Origin of the sequence: Shinella lacus, from assembly GCF_010994755.1 — a bacterium.
In the GTDB taxonomy this organism is placed as follows: domain Bacteria; phylum Pseudomonadota; class Alphaproteobacteria; order Rhizobiales; family Rhizobiaceae; genus Shinella; species Shinella lacus.
Window position 1 is genome coordinate 115,732 of record NZ_WHSB02000013.1, and the last position, 15,807, is coordinate 131,538.

Below are 15,807 nucleotides of genomic sequence, written 5' to 3' on the forward strand. Positions count from 1 at the left end.
CAATGGAGCGCGCTGGCCTGAACGACCTGAATGCCGTCATCGCAATTGCGCGCAGGAGAACGTTTCGAGCGGCCGCCATCGATCTCGGGATGTCCACGACCGCGCTGAGCCATGCCATCGGAAAGCTCGAGGCAAATCTTGGCGTGCGCCTGTTCAATCGCACGACGCGCAGCGTCTCGCTGACCGATGCCGGCAGGCTGTTCGTGGAACGGGTGGGGCCTGCACTTCAGGATATCCATGGCGCATTGGATATGGTGCGATCCCAACGGGAGACGCCCTCGGGGACGATACGGATCAATGCCGCTCCGTTTGCCGCGCGCGAAATCATCTCGCCGCTCGTCATCGAATTTCTTCGTCGCTATCCGGACATGAACGTCGACCTGGTGACCGAAGGGCGGTTGATCGATATCGTTGCCGATGGTTTTGATCTAGGCGTGCGGGTTGCCGGCCTGGTTCCCAGCGACATGATCGCCGTCCCACTCGGCCGCCCGCAGCGATATGCTATCGTCGGGTCTCCCGACTATTTCAGGCACAACGGAAAACCGCGTGTCCCACCGGACCTTCTCGGCCACAAATGCATCCGTGTGCGCTTGCCGGACGGCGCGCTTTTCCGATGGCGTTTCGAGAAGGACGGGGAGACGGTTCAGATCGACGTGCGGGGGCCTATCATGCTCGACGAAGTAAGCCTCGCGCGAACCGCCGTCATGGAGAATATCGGCATTGGTTGCTTCATGGAGCAAGGCGTCCTCGCCGATATAGAGGCAGGCCGTCTGGTCCGCGTGCTGGAGGATTGGACGCCGCCCTTTCCGGGGCTCTGCCTGTATTATCCCGGCCGCCGAAATCTATCCGCCGGCGTTAAGGCTTTTCTCGCCTTAGCGCGTGAGGTGGCGGGGAAAAGTGTCGCAAAGCGCCGGAACAGGCGTATGCAATAACCTTAAGACTGCAAAGCATGGTGATCAGTTGCCGTTGCCGGCAGATGCGAAGATGCAGAGCGGACCTGCCCGTTTTAAAGCCGGGCCTTGCAAAAGAATGGCCCGGTAAAAGGGATTATCCGCCATTATAATAGAGCGATGTGGCGTGCTTTATTTCGTATTTTTTGTTCATAATCCGCACGGTGCGATATAGCGTTCCGGCATGGCTTCGCACCCATTTTGCCGCAGAGGCTTCCCCGGTTCGACACGGCCATGGCAAGGGCGACCCGATCTCTGGCAAGCGGGTCGACGAACCCATCGGTCATGCCGGAATCAGGCGCTCCATGAGGGCTTTCAGATCGCGCGCCACGGCAAAGCTGTTGTCCTGGTGCTGTTGGGTGCAGAACAGTTCGCAGCTCCACCAGCCGGTATAGCCTGTCGATTTCACGGCATCTACCCAGCTTTGAAGATCGAGGACGCCCTGTCCGGTGGGGATGTCGCGCAGCACCGGTTCGTTCGGTATGCCGCCGGTATAGGGCAGGGAATCGCAGAGGTGCACACCGTATATCAGGTCCTTGTCCAGTCGTGCGATCCGCTCCGGCGTATCACCCGAGGTATAGGAGTGCCAAAAGTCGATGACGATCCGCACATTGTCCCGCTTGCACAAGTCGAGGATCCGCTGTTGCGCATCCAGGGTGTTGAGCGGCGTCCACGACAGAGACTCTAGATAGACGAGTAATCCGTGGGAGGCGGCGATGTCGGCCACGGCCTGAAGGTTGGCGGCCGTTTGTTCGGTCTGGATACCCGTTGGTAGGTCGATCAGGCCGCGGTAGAGATGTGGATAGCGCTCCGCGGCGCCCGGCTCGAAAACGCGGATATCCAAAGGGCCGGTGATGGCTTCAATCCCTTTCGCGCCCGCCGCGGAGGCCAACACGCAAAGTTGTTCGGCTTCGCGCAGCATCTGCCGACGGGCGTCGCCCTGTCGTTCCAGATCGATCAGAAAGCCGATGCCGGGGAGGAAAAGGCCGTCGAGGCGCGCCTTCAACTCCGGCACGGTGAAGCCGGCATCGAGAAATGCGCCGATCTTGTTGCCGGAGGTTTCAAGGCCATCGAACCCGATAGTACGGGCGATTTCGATGTCGATGGCCAGGGTGTTCGATTTGGATGCCATCGAATGAAAGATGAGTTGGTTCTGGGTTCTGGTCATGGCCACCGGCCTCCTCTATTCGTTCATTACGGGCTGCTGACAGAAATGTGGCGCCTGCGTGCCGCTGCCTGGACGGCTTCGGCAGTGCGCAGAGCGATGACATTGTCTTCCGCAAGCGACATCCATGTGCCTGAGCTCTGGGGCAGGGCGAGGAAGGCCTCGATCGTGGTCATGTGCTGGTCGCGTTCGCGCACCGGAATAAGCTCGTTCCGGCCGTTCAGGCGGCGCACCAGGGCACCGGACCCTCTGCCGCTGAGGGTTCCATGCGCAGTGAGCGTGCCGCGATCGCCGGCGAGCATGACGATACTTTCGAACTCCGCAGTCGTGAAACTCTCGTAGGATTGAAAGAGCGCTCCACTGGACAGACGGATCGCGTAGGATATCTGGTCGCCGTCGGGGCTGGCCGGCACGGAAGAAAGGGCAGTCACCGCCGCTGGTTCCTGACCGGTGAGAAATCGTGCCAGATCGATGCTATCGACGGACATTTCAAGAAGGGCGCCGCCGCGATCCACTGCCTCGTCGATGTGACGGTTGGGCGGGAGCTGAAACGGTGCGCCCCGCGCGATGAGAAGCGACTGCAACGTGCCGATCTCGCCATCCTGCAGAAGCCGACGCATGGTCTGGTGGGGCGAGAGGGTGCGGAATGGCTGGTTGAGGGCCAGGAGGATGCCGGCCTTCCTGCATTCTTCGGCCAAGTTTGCCGCGATACGGCTGTTGCCGGCAATCGGGCCGTCGCACAGGACGTGTTTTCGCGCCGCTGCTGCGGCGAGGATATAGTGCTTGCGACGGTCCCGCGCGGCGCTCACATAAGCATATTGGACGCGCGGATCGCGAAGGGTCGGCCGCGCATCAACGGCGATGCCGGCTATCTGCATGTCCTGCGAGAAGTGTGTCGCATACTGCCGGTTCCGACTGACGACCCACAGGGGCTGATGCCCAACCGAACGGATCGCCGCCACCATGTGCTCGGTTGCAATGGTGCCGGTGCCCATGACCGACCATCCAAGTTCTTCCCCGGAATGCACCGCACGTCCTCCTCTTCATCATCCGGAGATTGACCGGTCGCCCGGCGCGCTACAACTTCGCAGACAATTGATGTCTTTAGCGATATGAAGTACAATTAGCGTCACAGTGCGTCATACCGGGGGCTTTAATGGAACAGCTGGGAAGAGATGGGGCCGCCCTGGCGGCGAACCTGAGAACGCTGTGCGAGCAGCACGGCTCCGTGGCCGCCGTCTGCCGCAAGATCAATGTCAACCGGCAGCAGTTCAACAAGTACCTGTCGGGCGCGCATGTGCCGTCGGCGGCCAATCTGAGGATCATCGCGAACTATTTCGGCCTCAGCGTCGCCATGCTCTTTGCCGACCCGGAGGAGTTCCGCACGCTGGTGGAAGGCAACTTCTTCCATGCGATGGCGACCGCCCGCCAGCTGCCGGAGTTCTCGCGCTTCGTGTCGGAGATGATCGTGGAGAACAATGCCGATCACAACGACATCGTCGGGATCTACGACCGCTATCAGTTCTCCTCGATCTACAAGGGCTTCGTGCTGCGCTCGGCTTTCTGCATCTATCGCAACAAGGAATTCCTCCAGCACTATTATGTCGAGCGTTTCCCGAGCTTCGACGACCCGAAGAAGACGGAATATGTCTTCAAATATTATGGTTTCTGCTTCCCCGTCGCTGACCGCCTCTTCACAGCGGATTTCGAGGGCATCCAGTCGAACGAATTGACCTTTGGCGTCTATGCGCAGGTCAAGCGGAACGCCAAACGCTTCATGTTCGGAATTTCCAGCGGCATTGCCGCGACCGTCTTCCGCCAGCCCTATTCCACGAAGGTCGCGCTGCACTACCGGGGGCCGGGCCTGCTGCGCCGCGAGCATCTCAAGGAGCTGACGGTCATGGACCGCAACGATCCCAGCATTCCGCGCGAGGCGCTGCAATATCTCGGCGACGGCTCCGACATGATCCAGATGAGTTGAAGGCCATCCGTCAGGGGTGCAGTTCGACGGCGAGCCAGACGCTGTCGGTATCCGCATAGTAGCGGTGCCAGGGATAGGTCCACTGGTTCTCGCCGGTGACCCGGCAGAAGGGATCGTGCGAATAGCCGATCGGCATCACCACGTCCTCATAGAGCGTCGCTGCGTCGCGCGCCTTGAATTTCTGCATGCGACCCGACCCATGGATCTGCGTGTGCGTTTCCAGGAACGGGTGCTCGTTATGGATGAAGCAATCCGTGTCGCCGGGCGACCACCAAAGATTGAGCTTCAGCGTGAAGGTCTGCGGCGCTTCGGCTGCCGCGCGTTCATTGGTGAAGACGCGGGGGTCCAGGGTAACGGTGCCGATCTCGTCCTGCGCCGATATGTAGAGCGGCGTGTCGCGGGGAAAGCTGCGGATGCGGTTGCCCAGCCAGTCCCAGCCACGAAACATGCAGCCACCGAGATTGGTCGGCCTGACGACCTTGATGATCGCGGCGCGATCCGCCGAGCGGATGCGGCCGCCCTTCAGCCAGGTCGACTTCCACGCCGGTACGATGGCCGGATGCTCGTCGCCGGTGACCATCGGGGAGGGGCTGATATTGACCACGACGGCGTCCGTCACGTCATAGTCCGCGACGTTCTCGACAAGCGTGGCGGAAATGAAGTCGTCTGCGAAAGCCAGGTCTCTGCTCAGGTTCTGCACGGCGGTGCCTCTTTTGTCTGTCCGTGTTCTGAGAAAGCCATAGCGCGCGCCGCGAAAAAAGTGCGCGCCGGAATTAATTTATTCGCATGATGGCGCGGCTCCAGCTTCACTTTGCGAAGGATGGCACTGTTCGGGATCGCCTGCCGCTCCCCACCGGGATGCCTGCGGACCGCTGCAAATTGACCGCGCCGGCGGCGGCGCGGCCGTCGCGATCATGAACCCTGACGCAAAACTGCTTTTGAAGTGCGTCATCTCGCGTCAGTGTTTCGATGGCTGCGAACTTGCGAGTTTGCCTCGCTCGGCGGAAGAATAAGCCTATCGCTGGAGGGCGTCCCCGTCCTGCTCACAAGATAACGAGATTTCAGAGGGTCGATCAATGAAGCTGACAGGTGGTCAAGTCGTCGCGAAAGCGTTGAAGGAATATGGCGTCGAATATGTGGCGGGCGTGCCCGGCCACGGCATCTGGTCGCTGTTCGACGCGTTCCTGCAGGAGGGATCGGAAATCCCCTTCATCCAGGTGATGCACGAGCAGAGCGCGGTTCACATGGCCGACGGCTACTACCGCGCCTGCGGCAAGCCGATGGCTTGCTCCACCTCGGTCGGTCCGGGCGCGGCCAACACGATCATTGGCCTTGCAACCGCCTATTGCGATTCCACTTCGCTCTTCTACGTTTCCGGCTCGCCCCAGACCTATATGCATGGCCACGGCACTATGCAGGAGCTGGAGCGCCAGCAGGACAATGCCTTCCCGCGCATCACCGAGCAGGTGACCAAGCGCGCCTGGCAGGCCAATTCGGTGCAGGTCCTCCCAAGCATTATGCACCGTGCCTTCAGCGAGTTGCTGACGGGCCGCCCGGGTCCGGTTCATGTCGAAGTCCCGATGGACGTTCAGGTCGACGCGGCGGATGTCACCATCCATCCGCTCGGCAAGCGCCTGCCGGTCGGCGTCGCCTATCCGGATCCGAAGGCCATTGAAGCCGCGCTGAAGGTTCTTCTCTCCGCCGAGCGCCCGGTCATCGTCGCCGGCGGCGGCGCGATCACGGCCAATGCATCGGCAGAACTGACGCGCCTTGCCGAAAAGCTCGGTGCCGCCGTCTCGATCACATGGAACGGCAAGGGCGCCATTTCCGAGGATCACCAGTTGTTCATCGGCGCCGTCGGCCAGACGGGCACGACCTGCGGCAACAAGATCACCGCATCGGCCGACGTCGTCGTTTCGGTCGGCTGCCGCTTCACCGACTGGTCGGCCTCCTCCTATGCCAAGGGCGTCTCCTTCTCGATCCCCTCGGCCAAACTCATCCATATCGACCTCGACCCGCGCGAGATCGGCAAGAACTACGAGACGGAAGTCGGCATCGTCGCCGATGCCAAGGTGACGCTGGAGGCGATCCTGTCGCTGATTTCCGATGCGGATTCGCAGAAGATGCTATCGCGCCGCGAGACCTTCGTCGCCGATGTGCAGAAGGCCAAGGCCGAATGGCGCGCCCAGGTCGAGCCGCGCGAAAACAGCCGCGAGACGCCCTTCACCTCGCAGCGCCCGTTGATGGCGCTCCGCAAGGTCCTCGACCGCAACGGCATCGTCGTCGTCGGCTCGGGCAATACGCAGGGCTCGGTCAAGCAGAGCTTCCCGATCTACGAACCCCGTACGCATCTCACCTCCGGTTCCTATTCGCCGATGGGCTGGGCGGTGCCGGCAGCGCTTGGCGCCAAGCTCGCCTGCCCGGACCGGCAGGTCGTCGCCATCGTCGGCGACGGCGACTTCATGATGTCGCTGCCGGAAATGGGCACGGCCGTCATGAACGGCATCAATGTCGTGTTCCTGGTGCTGAACAACCAGGGCTACATGTCGATCCGCGGCGGGCAGCGCAAGTTCATGGGCCGCCATATCGCATCCGAGTTCAACCACCATGCCGGTAACGGCGCGCCCTATTCGGCCGACATCACGGCCTCCGCCAAGGCCTTCGGCCTTCAGGCGTGGAAGGTGGAGAAGGACGAGGACCTCGAAAGCAGCCTGAAGGCGGCGCTCGAATGCGGCGGTCCGGCCCTCGTCGAAGTGATCGTCTCGCGCGATGCCGCCGGTCCCTTCGCAACCGGCTGGTGGGACTTCCCGTCGCCGGCCTATTACGAAAAGGAGCAGGCCGCACACGCAGAGATGCGCGCCCGCGAACAGCACCTCTAGACATCTCGAGCAGGGGAGGCCTGAGCCTCCCTTGCCCTCCCAAGCCCTTGATAACGCGGCGCCCATGGCGGCCGTGAACGAAGAGACTTTGTCATGATCCGGCACATCAAAACAGCCAAGGCTCCCATCGAAGACGGCGGAACCGACAGCGCGGTCACCAAGGCAGTCGAGGCACTTCTCGCAAAAGTCAGGGATGGCGGCGACAAGGCGGTTCGCGAACTGTCCGTGCAGTTCGACAAGTTCGATCGCGAATCCTACCGGCTGACGAAGGATGAGATCGCGGGCTGCATCAACGCGCTCACGGCCCGGGAACGCGAAGACCTCGATTTTGCGCAGGATCAGATTCGCCGGTTCGCAGAGGTCCAGAAGGCGGCGCTGAAGGACGTTGAGGTCGAGACCCTGCCGGGCGTCGTGCTCGGCCACAAGAACGTGCCGATCCAGAATGTCGGCTGCTATGTGCCGGGCGGCAAATATCCGCTGCTGGCATCCGCCCACATGACCGTGCTGACGGCGCGTGTCGCCGGCTGCCAGCGGGTGATCACCTGCGCACCGCCCTTCCAGGGCCGGATTGCCGAAAAGATCGTTGCGGCGCAGGCGCTTGCCGGCGCCGACGAGATCTATTGCATCGGCGGCGTCCAGGCGATCGCCGCGATGGCGTACGGCACGGAAACGATCGATCCGGTCGACATGCTGGCTGGCCCCGGCAATGCCTATGTCGCGGAAGCCAAGCGGCTGCTCTTCGGCCGCGTCGGTATCGATCTTTTCGCTGGCCCGACGGAAACGCTGATCATCGCCGACGACAGCGTCGACGGCGAACTGGTGGCGACGGACCTCCTCGGCCAGGCCGAGCATGGCGTCAATTCGCCGGCGATTCTCATCACCAATTCGGAGAAGCTGGCGCGTGACACGCTTTCCGAGATCGAGCGCCTGCTTGCGATCCTCCCGACGGCGGCGGTCGCGGGCAAGGCCTGGGAGGATTTCGGCGAGATCATTTTCTGCGACACGATCGAGGAGATGCTGGCGGAAGGCGACCGCGTGGCGTCCGAACATGTGCAGGTCATGACCCGCGATCCGGACTACTTCCTCGCCAACATGACGAACTATGGCGCGCTGTTCCTGGGTGCGCGCACGAATGTCGCTTTCGGCGACAAGGTGATCGGCACCAACCATACGCTGCCGACCAACAAGGCGGCCCGCTACACCGGCGGCCTCTGGGTCGGAAAATTCCTGAAGACCTGCACCTACCAGAAGGTCCTGACCGACGAGGCGTCCGCGATGATCGGCGCCTACGGCTCGCGGCTCTGCCTGATGGAAGGCTTCGCCGGGCATGCCGAGCAGGCAAACATTCGTGTCCGCCGCTACGGCGGCCGCAACGTCGGCTACGCGATGCCCGCAGACCCCGTTTAACGACCACGCACAAGAGCCCGACAGGGGCCGCGCTAAAAAACTCAACCAGAGAGGACCAACGTCATGTCGAAGTTTATTGCCACTGTTCTTGCCGCCACCATGCTCGTGCCCGTTGCGGCGCGTGCGGAAGGCGAGATCGAAGTTCTGCACCATTGGGTCTCGCAAAGCGAGGTGGACGCGCTCAACGTCATTCGCAAGGAGCTCGAGGCCAAGGGGTTTACGTGGAAGGATTCCGCCGTGGGCGGCATGAGCGGCGCGAATGCGCAGCAGGCGCTGCGCTCGCGCCTCACGGCGGGCAACCCGCCGGGCGCCATGCAGTTTCTTGGCTGGGAAGGCGTTCAGTGGGCGGAGCAGGGCGTCGTTCGCGACCTGAACGACCTCGCCAAGACCGGCGGCTGGCGTGAAGCGCTTGCCCCTCAGCTCCTGCCCTTCGTGACATCGGGTGATGCCTTCATTGCAGCCCCCATCAACATGCACCGCCAGAACTGGGTCTGGGCCAACAAGAAGATCTTCGACGATGCCGGCATTGCCGTTCCGAAGTCCTGGGCGGAGCTGATCGCGGCCGGCAAGACGCTTCAGGAGAAGGGTATCGTTCCCGTCGCGATGGGTGACGAGCCGTGGCAGATCGGGATCATTTTCGACGCCCTCCTGTCGGACGTCAACGGACCGGAATTCTACCAGAAGACGGCGATCGATCTCGATCCGGCAGCGCTCGGCAGTGCCGAGATGGTGAAGGTGTTCGACACGCTGCGCGAGGTGCGCGGCCTCGTCGACAACAACTTCGTCGGCCGCGACTGGGCGGTTGCCACGGGCATGGTCATCAACGGGGAAGCCGCGATGCAGTTCATGGGCGACTGGGCGAAGGGCGAGTTCCTGGCGAAGGGCCTGAAGCCCAACCAGGACTTCTACTGCTTCGCCACGCCCGGCCAGGTGACCTCCTTCCAGTACCTGATCGATAGCTTCGGCATGTTCACCGTACAGGACGAGAACGTGCAGAACGCGCAGACGGCACTTGCCGAGACCATCATGGATCCGAAGGTCCAGAAAGGCTTCAACCTGATCAAGGGCTCGATCCCGGCCCGCAGCGACGTCTCGGTCGACGACTTCGACGATTGCGCCAAGCTCGGCTACCAGGAGCGCGCCGCGGCGATCGAGAAGGGCAGCATGCAGGGCGCTATGACGCACGGCTTCGCCGCCAAGCCGGAATTCGCCTCCGTCTTCAGCGACGTCGCCGCGCAGTTCTTCGTCGGCAACATGAGCTCGGAAGACGCCGTCAAGATGCTGGTCTCCGGCATCGACAACGCGCGTTAAAGCCCAACTGCCAACCGGAGGAGCCGCGCCTGTCGGCTCCTCCACCGTACCCGCAATCGGAGCTGACCCATGAGCGCTTCTACGCGCATGTCATCGCGATTGGCAGCCTGGCTTCCGCGCATCGTCGTCGCTCCCAGCCTGCTCGTCGTCATCGTCACCGTCTACCTGTTTATCCTGTGGACGGGGCTGATTTCCGTCACCTCGTCGAAATTCGTGCCGACCTACGATTTCGTCGGGCTTGAACAATATGTGCGCCTCTGGGCGACCCCTCGCTGGCACACCGCCGTCGCGAACCTGTTCATCTTCTCCGCGCTCTTCCTGGCGCTGTCCACGGGCCTGGGCCTGCTGATGGCGATCCTCCTGGACCAGAACATCCGGGCCGAAGGGGCTCTTCGGGCGATCTATCTCTATCCGATGGCGCTGTCGTTCATCGTCACGGGAACGGCCTGGAAGTGGATCATGAATCCCGGTCTCGGCATCCAGCGCGTGGTGAACGACCTCGGCTGGACGGACTTCCGCTTCGACTGGATCACCGATCCCCAGATGGCGATCTACACCGTCGTGGTGGCCGGCGTCTGGCAGTCTTCGGGCTTTGCCATGGCGATCTTCCTTGCGGGGCTCAGGGGCATCGACAACTCCGTCATCAAGGCGGCGCAGATCGAGGGCGCCACGCTGCCGCTGATCTACCGGCAGATCATTATTCCCATGCTGCGCCCGGCCATGCTGAGCGTGATCGTCCTGCTGAGCTACATCGCCATCAAGAGCTTCGACCTGGTACTGGCCTTGACGAACGGCGGCCCCGGCACGGCGACCGAACTGCCCTCGACCTTCATGTTCTCCGCCACCTTCCGGCGAAACCAGATGGGCGTCGGTGCGGCCAGTGCCGTGATGATGCTCATGACCGTCGCGGCGATCATCATTCCCTACCTCTATTCCGAGCTGCGGGAGAAAAACAATGGCTGAAGCACTCTCGCAATCCGGCAAGGCGCGCCTCGGCCGCATCGTCATCTACACCTGCCTGCTGATCGTGGCACTGCTCTACCTGATGCCGCTCTGGGTCATGGTGTCGACTTCGCTGAAGCCGCTCGACGAGATTTATGGCGGCTCGTTCATCGGCCTGCCCAAGGTGGTGACGCTCGATGCGTGGCGGGCGGCCTGGTCGCAGGCCTGCATCGGAACCGAATGCACCGGGCTGAAACCCTATTTCGTCAACTCGCTGCTGATGGTCATCCCGGCCGTCGCCCTGTCGACGGGGATCGGCGCGATCAATGGCTACATCCTCACGAAATGGAAGTTTCCCGGCGCCAACTTCGTTTTCGGCCTCATGCTCTTCGGCTGTTTCCTGCCGTACCAGGCGATCCTCATTCCCATGGCGCGCACGCTCGGGCTGCTGGGGCTCGCCGGCTCCATTCCCGGTCTCGTGGCGGTCCATGTCTCCTACGGCATCTGCTTCACGACGCTGTTTTTCCGCAACTACTTCGTCTCGCTGCCGGATGAACTGACAAAGGCGGCGATGGTCGATGGCGCCGGTTTCTTCCGGATTTTCTGGAGTGTCATCCTGCCGACCTCCATTCCGATCATTGTCGTGTCCTGCATCTGGCAGTTCACGCAGATTTGGAACGACTTCCTCTTCGGTGTGTCCTTCACCTCCGGTTCGAGCAGCCCGATCACGGTCGCACTCAACAACATCGTCAACGTGACCACCGGTCGCAAGCAGTACAATGTCGACATGGCTGCCGCCATGATCGCCGCCATCCCAACTTTGGTCGTCTACATCGTCGCTGGTCGATATTTCGTCCGCGGGTTGACGGCCGGTGCCGTGAAAGGCTGAGACCATGTCCACTCTTGAAATCGATCGTGTCCGCAAGTCCTACGGCCATTTCGAGGTTCTGAAGGAGGTTTCGATCTCCATCGGAACCGGCGATTTCCTCGTGCTGCTCGGCCCCTCCGGCTGCGGCAAGTCGACGCTTCTCAACATGATCGCCGGCCTGGAGACGATCTCGGGTGGCGAGATCCGCATCGCGGGAAAGACCGTCAACGAGCTTTCGCCGAAGGATCGGGACATCGCGATGGTGTTTCAGTCCTATGCGCTCTACCCGACGATGACCGTGCGGCAGAATATCGAGTTCGGCATGAAGATCCGAAAGGTCACCCAGGCCGACCGCGCCAAGGCCGTGAAGACGGCGTCCGACCTGTTGCAGATCGATCATCTGCTCGATCGCAAGCCATCGCAGCTCTCCGGCGGCCAGCGCCAGCGCGTGGCGATGGGGCGTGCCATCGTGCGCGAGCCGAAGCTTTTCCTGTTCGACGAGCCGCTGTCGAACCTCGACGCCAAGCTGCGCGTGGATATGCGCACCGAGATCAAGCGCCTGCATGCACGTCTCGGCACGACGATCGTCTATGTCACGCATGACCAGATCGAGGCCATGACGCTTGCCACCCGCGTGGCTGTCATGAAGGACGGCGTCGTGCAGCAGCTCGACGAGCCGCAGGCCGTCTATGACCGGCCGGCCAATGTCTATGTCGCGCGCTTCGTCGGTTCGCCAGCGATGAACATCGTGCCGGCGGTTCTGGAGGTGCAGGGTTCGACGGCGACGGCCGTCATCGACATTGCCAGGCGTCCGGCGGCGCGCATTGCCGGCATCACCCTGTCGTCAGAGGCCCTGCAACGCTACGCCGGCAAGAAAGTGCTCGTCGGCATCCGCCCGGAAAACTTCTCGATTGCCACGGGCGCTGCTCCGCCGTCGCTCACCATCGATTTCGACGTGGTCGAGCCGACCGGGCCTGACACCTTGGCCGTCTTCCAACTCGGCGGCGTCGAGGTGACGGCCCGTCTTCCGCCCAAGCAGGCCCATGCGGGGCAGGAAGCCGCCCTGTCCGTCGACACATCGAAGACCGTGCTGTTCGACATCGAATCCGAAACGCGCATCGACTGAAAGACATCATGACCCAGACCGCAGACATCGTCATCATCGGCTCCGGCATCGGCGGCGCCTCCCTGGCACACAGCCTGGCGCCCTCCGACCTGCGGATCGTCATTCTTGAGCGTGGCGATTACCTGAAGGACAGCCCGGAGGCGCGCGATGACCGTGCGATCTTCCAGAAGGGCTTCTACCGCTCTTCGGAGGAATGGCTGGGCACGGATGGCGAGAGCTTCCTTCCGGGCAACTACTATTATGTGGGTGGCAATTCGAAGTTCTTCGGTGCCGTCATGTATCGCTACCGCCGCGAGGATTTTGCGCCGCGGCCGCACATGGATGGCGCATCTCCGGGCTGGCCGATGTCCTATGAGGCGCTTTCGCCCTGGTATGATGCAGCCGAAAGCATTTTCCGGGTGCGCGGTTCGGTTTCCGAGGATCCGACGGAGCCGCCGCACGACACGCCCTATGCCTATCCGAAGGTTCCTGACGAACCGGCGATCGCGGCCGTCCGCCGCCGGCTGGAAAGGGCCGGCATTCATCCGGCGGCCCTGCCGCTCTCGATCGATATCGACGCCTGGCTGAAACGGGCGAAGACGGGCTGGGATGCGTTTCCGAACACGGGCGCCGGCAAGATCGATGCGGAAGTGGGGCCGCTCACAAGTGCGCTCGCCCACCCGAATGTCAGCCTCCTGACCGGCGCCAGCGTGACACGCCTTGAGACCGACGAGACGGGCCGCCGGGTCATTGCCGCCGTCTATGTGAAGGATGGGATCGAGCACCGCATTTCCGCCGATCGCTTCGCCGTGGCGGCGGGTGCCGTCCAGACCGCAGCGCTGCTCCTGCGCTCCGCCAGCAAGGCGCATCCGACCGGCCTCGCCAACGGCTCGGATCAGGTGGGCCGCAACTTCATGAACCACAACACGACGGCGATGCTGACGATCGATCCCTTTGCGGCCAATACCTCGGTCTACCAGAAGACCATCGCTTTCAACGATTTCTACAACGCGGACAACGAATACGGCGCGCCGCTCGGCAACGTCCAGCTTCTCGGGCACATTACCGGCAACATCCTCAAGGCCAATTTGCCCGTGCCGGCGCCCGCATGGGTCGCAAAGCTCATAGCGCGCTACGCCTATGGCTGGTTTCTGACGAGCGAGGACCTGCCCAATCCGGAAAGTCGTGTGATGGTGCGCGACAACCGCATCGTCATGCACTGGATCCGCTCGAACATGCGCGCACACGAGGCGCTGATTGCCAAGACCCGCGCGGTCATGCGCAAGGCCGGTTTCCCGATCGTGCTGACACACACATTCGGCCGCAAGACGACGTCGCACCAATGCGGAACCGCCCGCATGGGCAGCGATCCGCAAGCCTCGGTGGTTGATCTCGATTGCCGCAGCCATGATGTCGAGAACCTCTACATCACCGATGCCTCCGTGCTGCCGACATCGGCCGCCGTCAATCCGGCTCTGACCATTGCTGCCCTCGCGATCAAGGCCGGCAGCGCCATTTCAAGGGGGCAGTGATGGGACTTCGGGACATGGGATCGGCGCGTCACGGCATTTCGCCCCGGCATCGGGACGAGATCACCACATTCGACTATATCGTGGTCGGTGGCGGCTCGACGGGCTGCGTCGTCGCCGCGCGCCTATCGGAAGACCCCGCCGTCAACGTGCTCCTGCTTGAGGAGGGGCCACGCGACCGCAGCCCGTACATCCATATTCCCGGCGCGTACTACAAGACCGCGCAGGGCGACTTGCTGAAGCGCATTCCCTGGGAGCCGATGGCCGAACAGGAGCGCACGGAGACGCCGACCATGGTGCAGGCCCGGGTTCTGGGCGGCGGCAGCTCCGTCAATGCCATGATCTACATTCGCGGCGTGCCGGCCGACTATGAGCAATGGCTCGAGCTTGGCGCCGAAGGCTGGGGATATGCCGATGTTCTGCCCTACTTCAAGCGCGCCGAGGACAATAACCGTTTCTGCAACGAGGCGCACGGTGTCGGCGGCCCGCTCGGCGTTTCCGATATCGACTACATCCACCCCCTGACCCGAGCCTGGCTGCAGGCATGCCAGCAGGCGGGCCTGCCGTATAATCCGGATTTCAACTCCGGCGATCCGGAAGGCTGCGGCCTCTACCAGATCACCGCCCGCAACGGTCGCCGCAGCTCCGCCGCTGTGGCCTATCTCAACCCGGCACGCAAGCGGCGCAATCTGCGTGTGGAAACCGGCGCCATGGTCACGCGCGTGCTCGTCGAAAACGGCCGTGCGATGGGTGTCGAGTGTGTCAAGGGCAAGCGCACGGTCGTGTACCGCGCCGACCAGGAGGTCGTCCTGTCGACGGGGGCGATCGCCACGCCGAAGCTCTTGATGCTGTCGGGCGTCGGCCCGGCGGACCAGATTCGGCGCCAGGGCCTCGACGTGCACGCCGACCTGCCGGGCGTCGGCCAGAACTTGCAGGATCACATTGAGATTTCGCTCGTCTACCAACTCAACGGCCCGCACAGCTACGACAAGTACAAGAAGCCGCATTGGAAGGCGCTTGCCGGGCTGAACTATGCGCTGTTCCGCAATGGTCCGGCATCCTCGAACCTCATCGAAGGCGGCGCCTTCTGGTGGGGCAACCGGGGCGAGGCGAGCCCGGACATCCAGTATTTCATGGTCGTCGGTGCCGGCATCGAGGAGGGCGTCGATGCGGTGCCCGGCGGTAATGGCTGTACGGTCAATCTCGGGCAGATCCGGCCGCGCTCCAGGGGAGAAGTCACGCTCCTGAGCGCCAACCCGGCGGCGAACCCGCGCGTAGCGCCGCGCTATTTTTCCGATCCCTACGATCTCGATGCCATGACCGAGGGCGCGTTGGCCGCCATCGACATCATGGCGCAGCCGGCAATCGCGAAATTCGTGACGGCACGGCACGCGCCATCGCCGGCGCTGAAGACGCGGGAGGATATCAGGGCCTTCTGTGTCAAGGATGCGCATGCAGCCCTTCATCCTGCCGGAACGTGCCGGATGGGCGGCGACGACATGGCGGTGGTCGATCCGAAACTGCGCGTGCATGGAATTGAACGGCTTCGTGTCGCCGATGCATCGGTCATGCCGACGCTGATTTCCGGCAACCCGAATTCCGTCTGCATCATGATCGGCGAGCGCGCAGCCGAATTTCTGCGGTCCTAGGTCGTGACGAGAAGCGTCGGA

General features: G+C 62.7%; 13 protein-coding genes. 10 read left to right on the plus strand and 3 right to left on the minus strand.

Features of this window, described 5'->3' with window-relative positions; genetic code table 11:
- The first annotated feature begins 2 nt into the window (after positions 1–2).
- Complete coding sequence (locus GB927_RS26355) at positions 3–932, plus strand: LysR family transcriptional regulator (RefSeq protein ID WP_256120200.1); 930 nt, start codon at positions 3–5, stop codon at positions 930–932.
- 301 nt (positions 933–1,233) lie between these two features.
- Here GB927_RS26355 and GB927_RS26360 read toward each other — a convergent pair whose 3' ends face one another.
- Both GB927_RS26360 and GB927_RS26365 read right to left on the minus strand, forming a co-directional pair.
- Positions 1,234–2,118, minus strand: a complete 885-nt coding sequence (locus GB927_RS26360; RefSeq protein ID WP_256120201.1) for a sugar phosphate isomerase/epimerase family protein — start codon at positions 2,116–2,118, stop codon at positions 1,234–1,236.
- Between the two features lie 26 nt (positions 2,119–2,144).
- Positions 2,145–3,110: a Gfo/Idh/MocA family protein gene (locus GB927_RS26365; RefSeq protein WP_256120202.1), complete on the minus strand. Its 966-nt coding sequence runs from the start codon at positions 3,108–3,110 to the stop codon at positions 2,145–2,147.
- 161 nt (positions 3,111–3,271) lie between these two features.
- Here GB927_RS26365 and GB927_RS26370 point away from each other — a divergent pair, with 161 nt between their 5' ends.
- Positions 3,272–4,096 (plus strand): helix-turn-helix domain-containing protein, encoded by an 825-nt coding sequence (locus tag GB927_RS26370; protein ID WP_256120203.1) that lies wholly within the window; start codon positions 3,272–3,274, stop codon positions 4,094–4,096.
- 10 nt (positions 4,097–4,106) lie between these two features.
- Here GB927_RS26370 and GB927_RS26375 read toward each other — a convergent pair whose 3' ends face one another.
- A complete protein-coding gene (locus tag GB927_RS26375; protein WP_256120204.1) occupies positions 4,107–4,796 on the minus strand; it encodes a hypothetical protein in 690 nt (229 codons plus the stop codon).
- Positions 4,797–5,172: 376 nt separating this feature from the next.
- Between GB927_RS26375 and GB927_RS26380 the strand changes: the two genes are divergently transcribed.
- The 8 genes from GB927_RS26380 to GB927_RS26415 all read left to right on the plus strand — a co-directional run bounded on the left by GB927_RS26380 (position 5,173) and on the right by GB927_RS26415 (position 15,786).
- A complete protein-coding gene (locus GB927_RS26380; RefSeq protein WP_256120205.1) occupies positions 5,173–6,975 on the plus strand; it encodes a thiamine pyrophosphate-binding protein in 1,803 nt (600 codons plus the stop codon).
- A 93-nt stretch (positions 6,976–7,068) separates the two neighbouring features.
- Positions 7,069–8,382 (plus strand): histidinol dehydrogenase, encoded by a 1,314-nt coding sequence (gene hisD, locus GB927_RS26385; RefSeq protein ID WP_256120206.1) that lies wholly within the window; start codon positions 7,069–7,071, stop codon positions 8,380–8,382.
- Positions 8,383–8,445: 63 nt separating this feature from the next.
- The gene (locus tag GB927_RS26390) at positions 8,446–9,693 is read left to right on the plus strand and encodes an ABC transporter substrate-binding protein (RefSeq protein WP_256120207.1); all 1,248 of its coding nucleotides are present in this window, start codon (positions 8,446–8,448) and stop codon (positions 9,691–9,693) included.
- 69 nt (positions 9,694–9,762) lie between these two features.
- Complete coding sequence (locus GB927_RS26395; protein ID WP_256120208.1) at positions 9,763–10,656, plus strand: carbohydrate ABC transporter permease; 894 nt, start codon at positions 9,763–9,765, stop codon at positions 10,654–10,656.
- Complete coding sequence (locus GB927_RS26400) at positions 10,649–11,524, plus strand: carbohydrate ABC transporter permease (RefSeq protein ID WP_256120209.1); 876 nt, start codon at positions 10,649–10,651, stop codon at positions 11,522–11,524. The genes GB927_RS26395 and GB927_RS26400 overlap by 8 nt, the downstream gene beginning before the upstream one ends.
- Before the next feature lie 4 nt (positions 11,525–11,528).
- Positions 11,529–12,629, plus strand: a complete 1,101-nt coding sequence (locus GB927_RS26405) for an ABC transporter ATP-binding protein (RefSeq protein WP_256120210.1) — start codon at positions 11,529–11,531, stop codon at positions 12,627–12,629.
- A gap of 8 nt (positions 12,630–12,637) precedes the next feature.
- Positions 12,638–14,140, plus strand: a complete 1,503-nt coding sequence (locus GB927_RS26410; RefSeq protein ID WP_256120211.1) for a GMC oxidoreductase — start codon at positions 12,638–12,640, stop codon at positions 14,138–14,140.
- 14 nt (positions 14,141–14,154) lie between these two features.
- Complete coding sequence (locus GB927_RS26415) at positions 14,155–15,786, plus strand: GMC family oxidoreductase (protein ID WP_256120244.1); 1,632 nt, start codon at positions 14,155–14,157, stop codon at positions 15,784–15,786.
- Positions 15,787–15,807 lie beyond the last annotated feature (21 nt).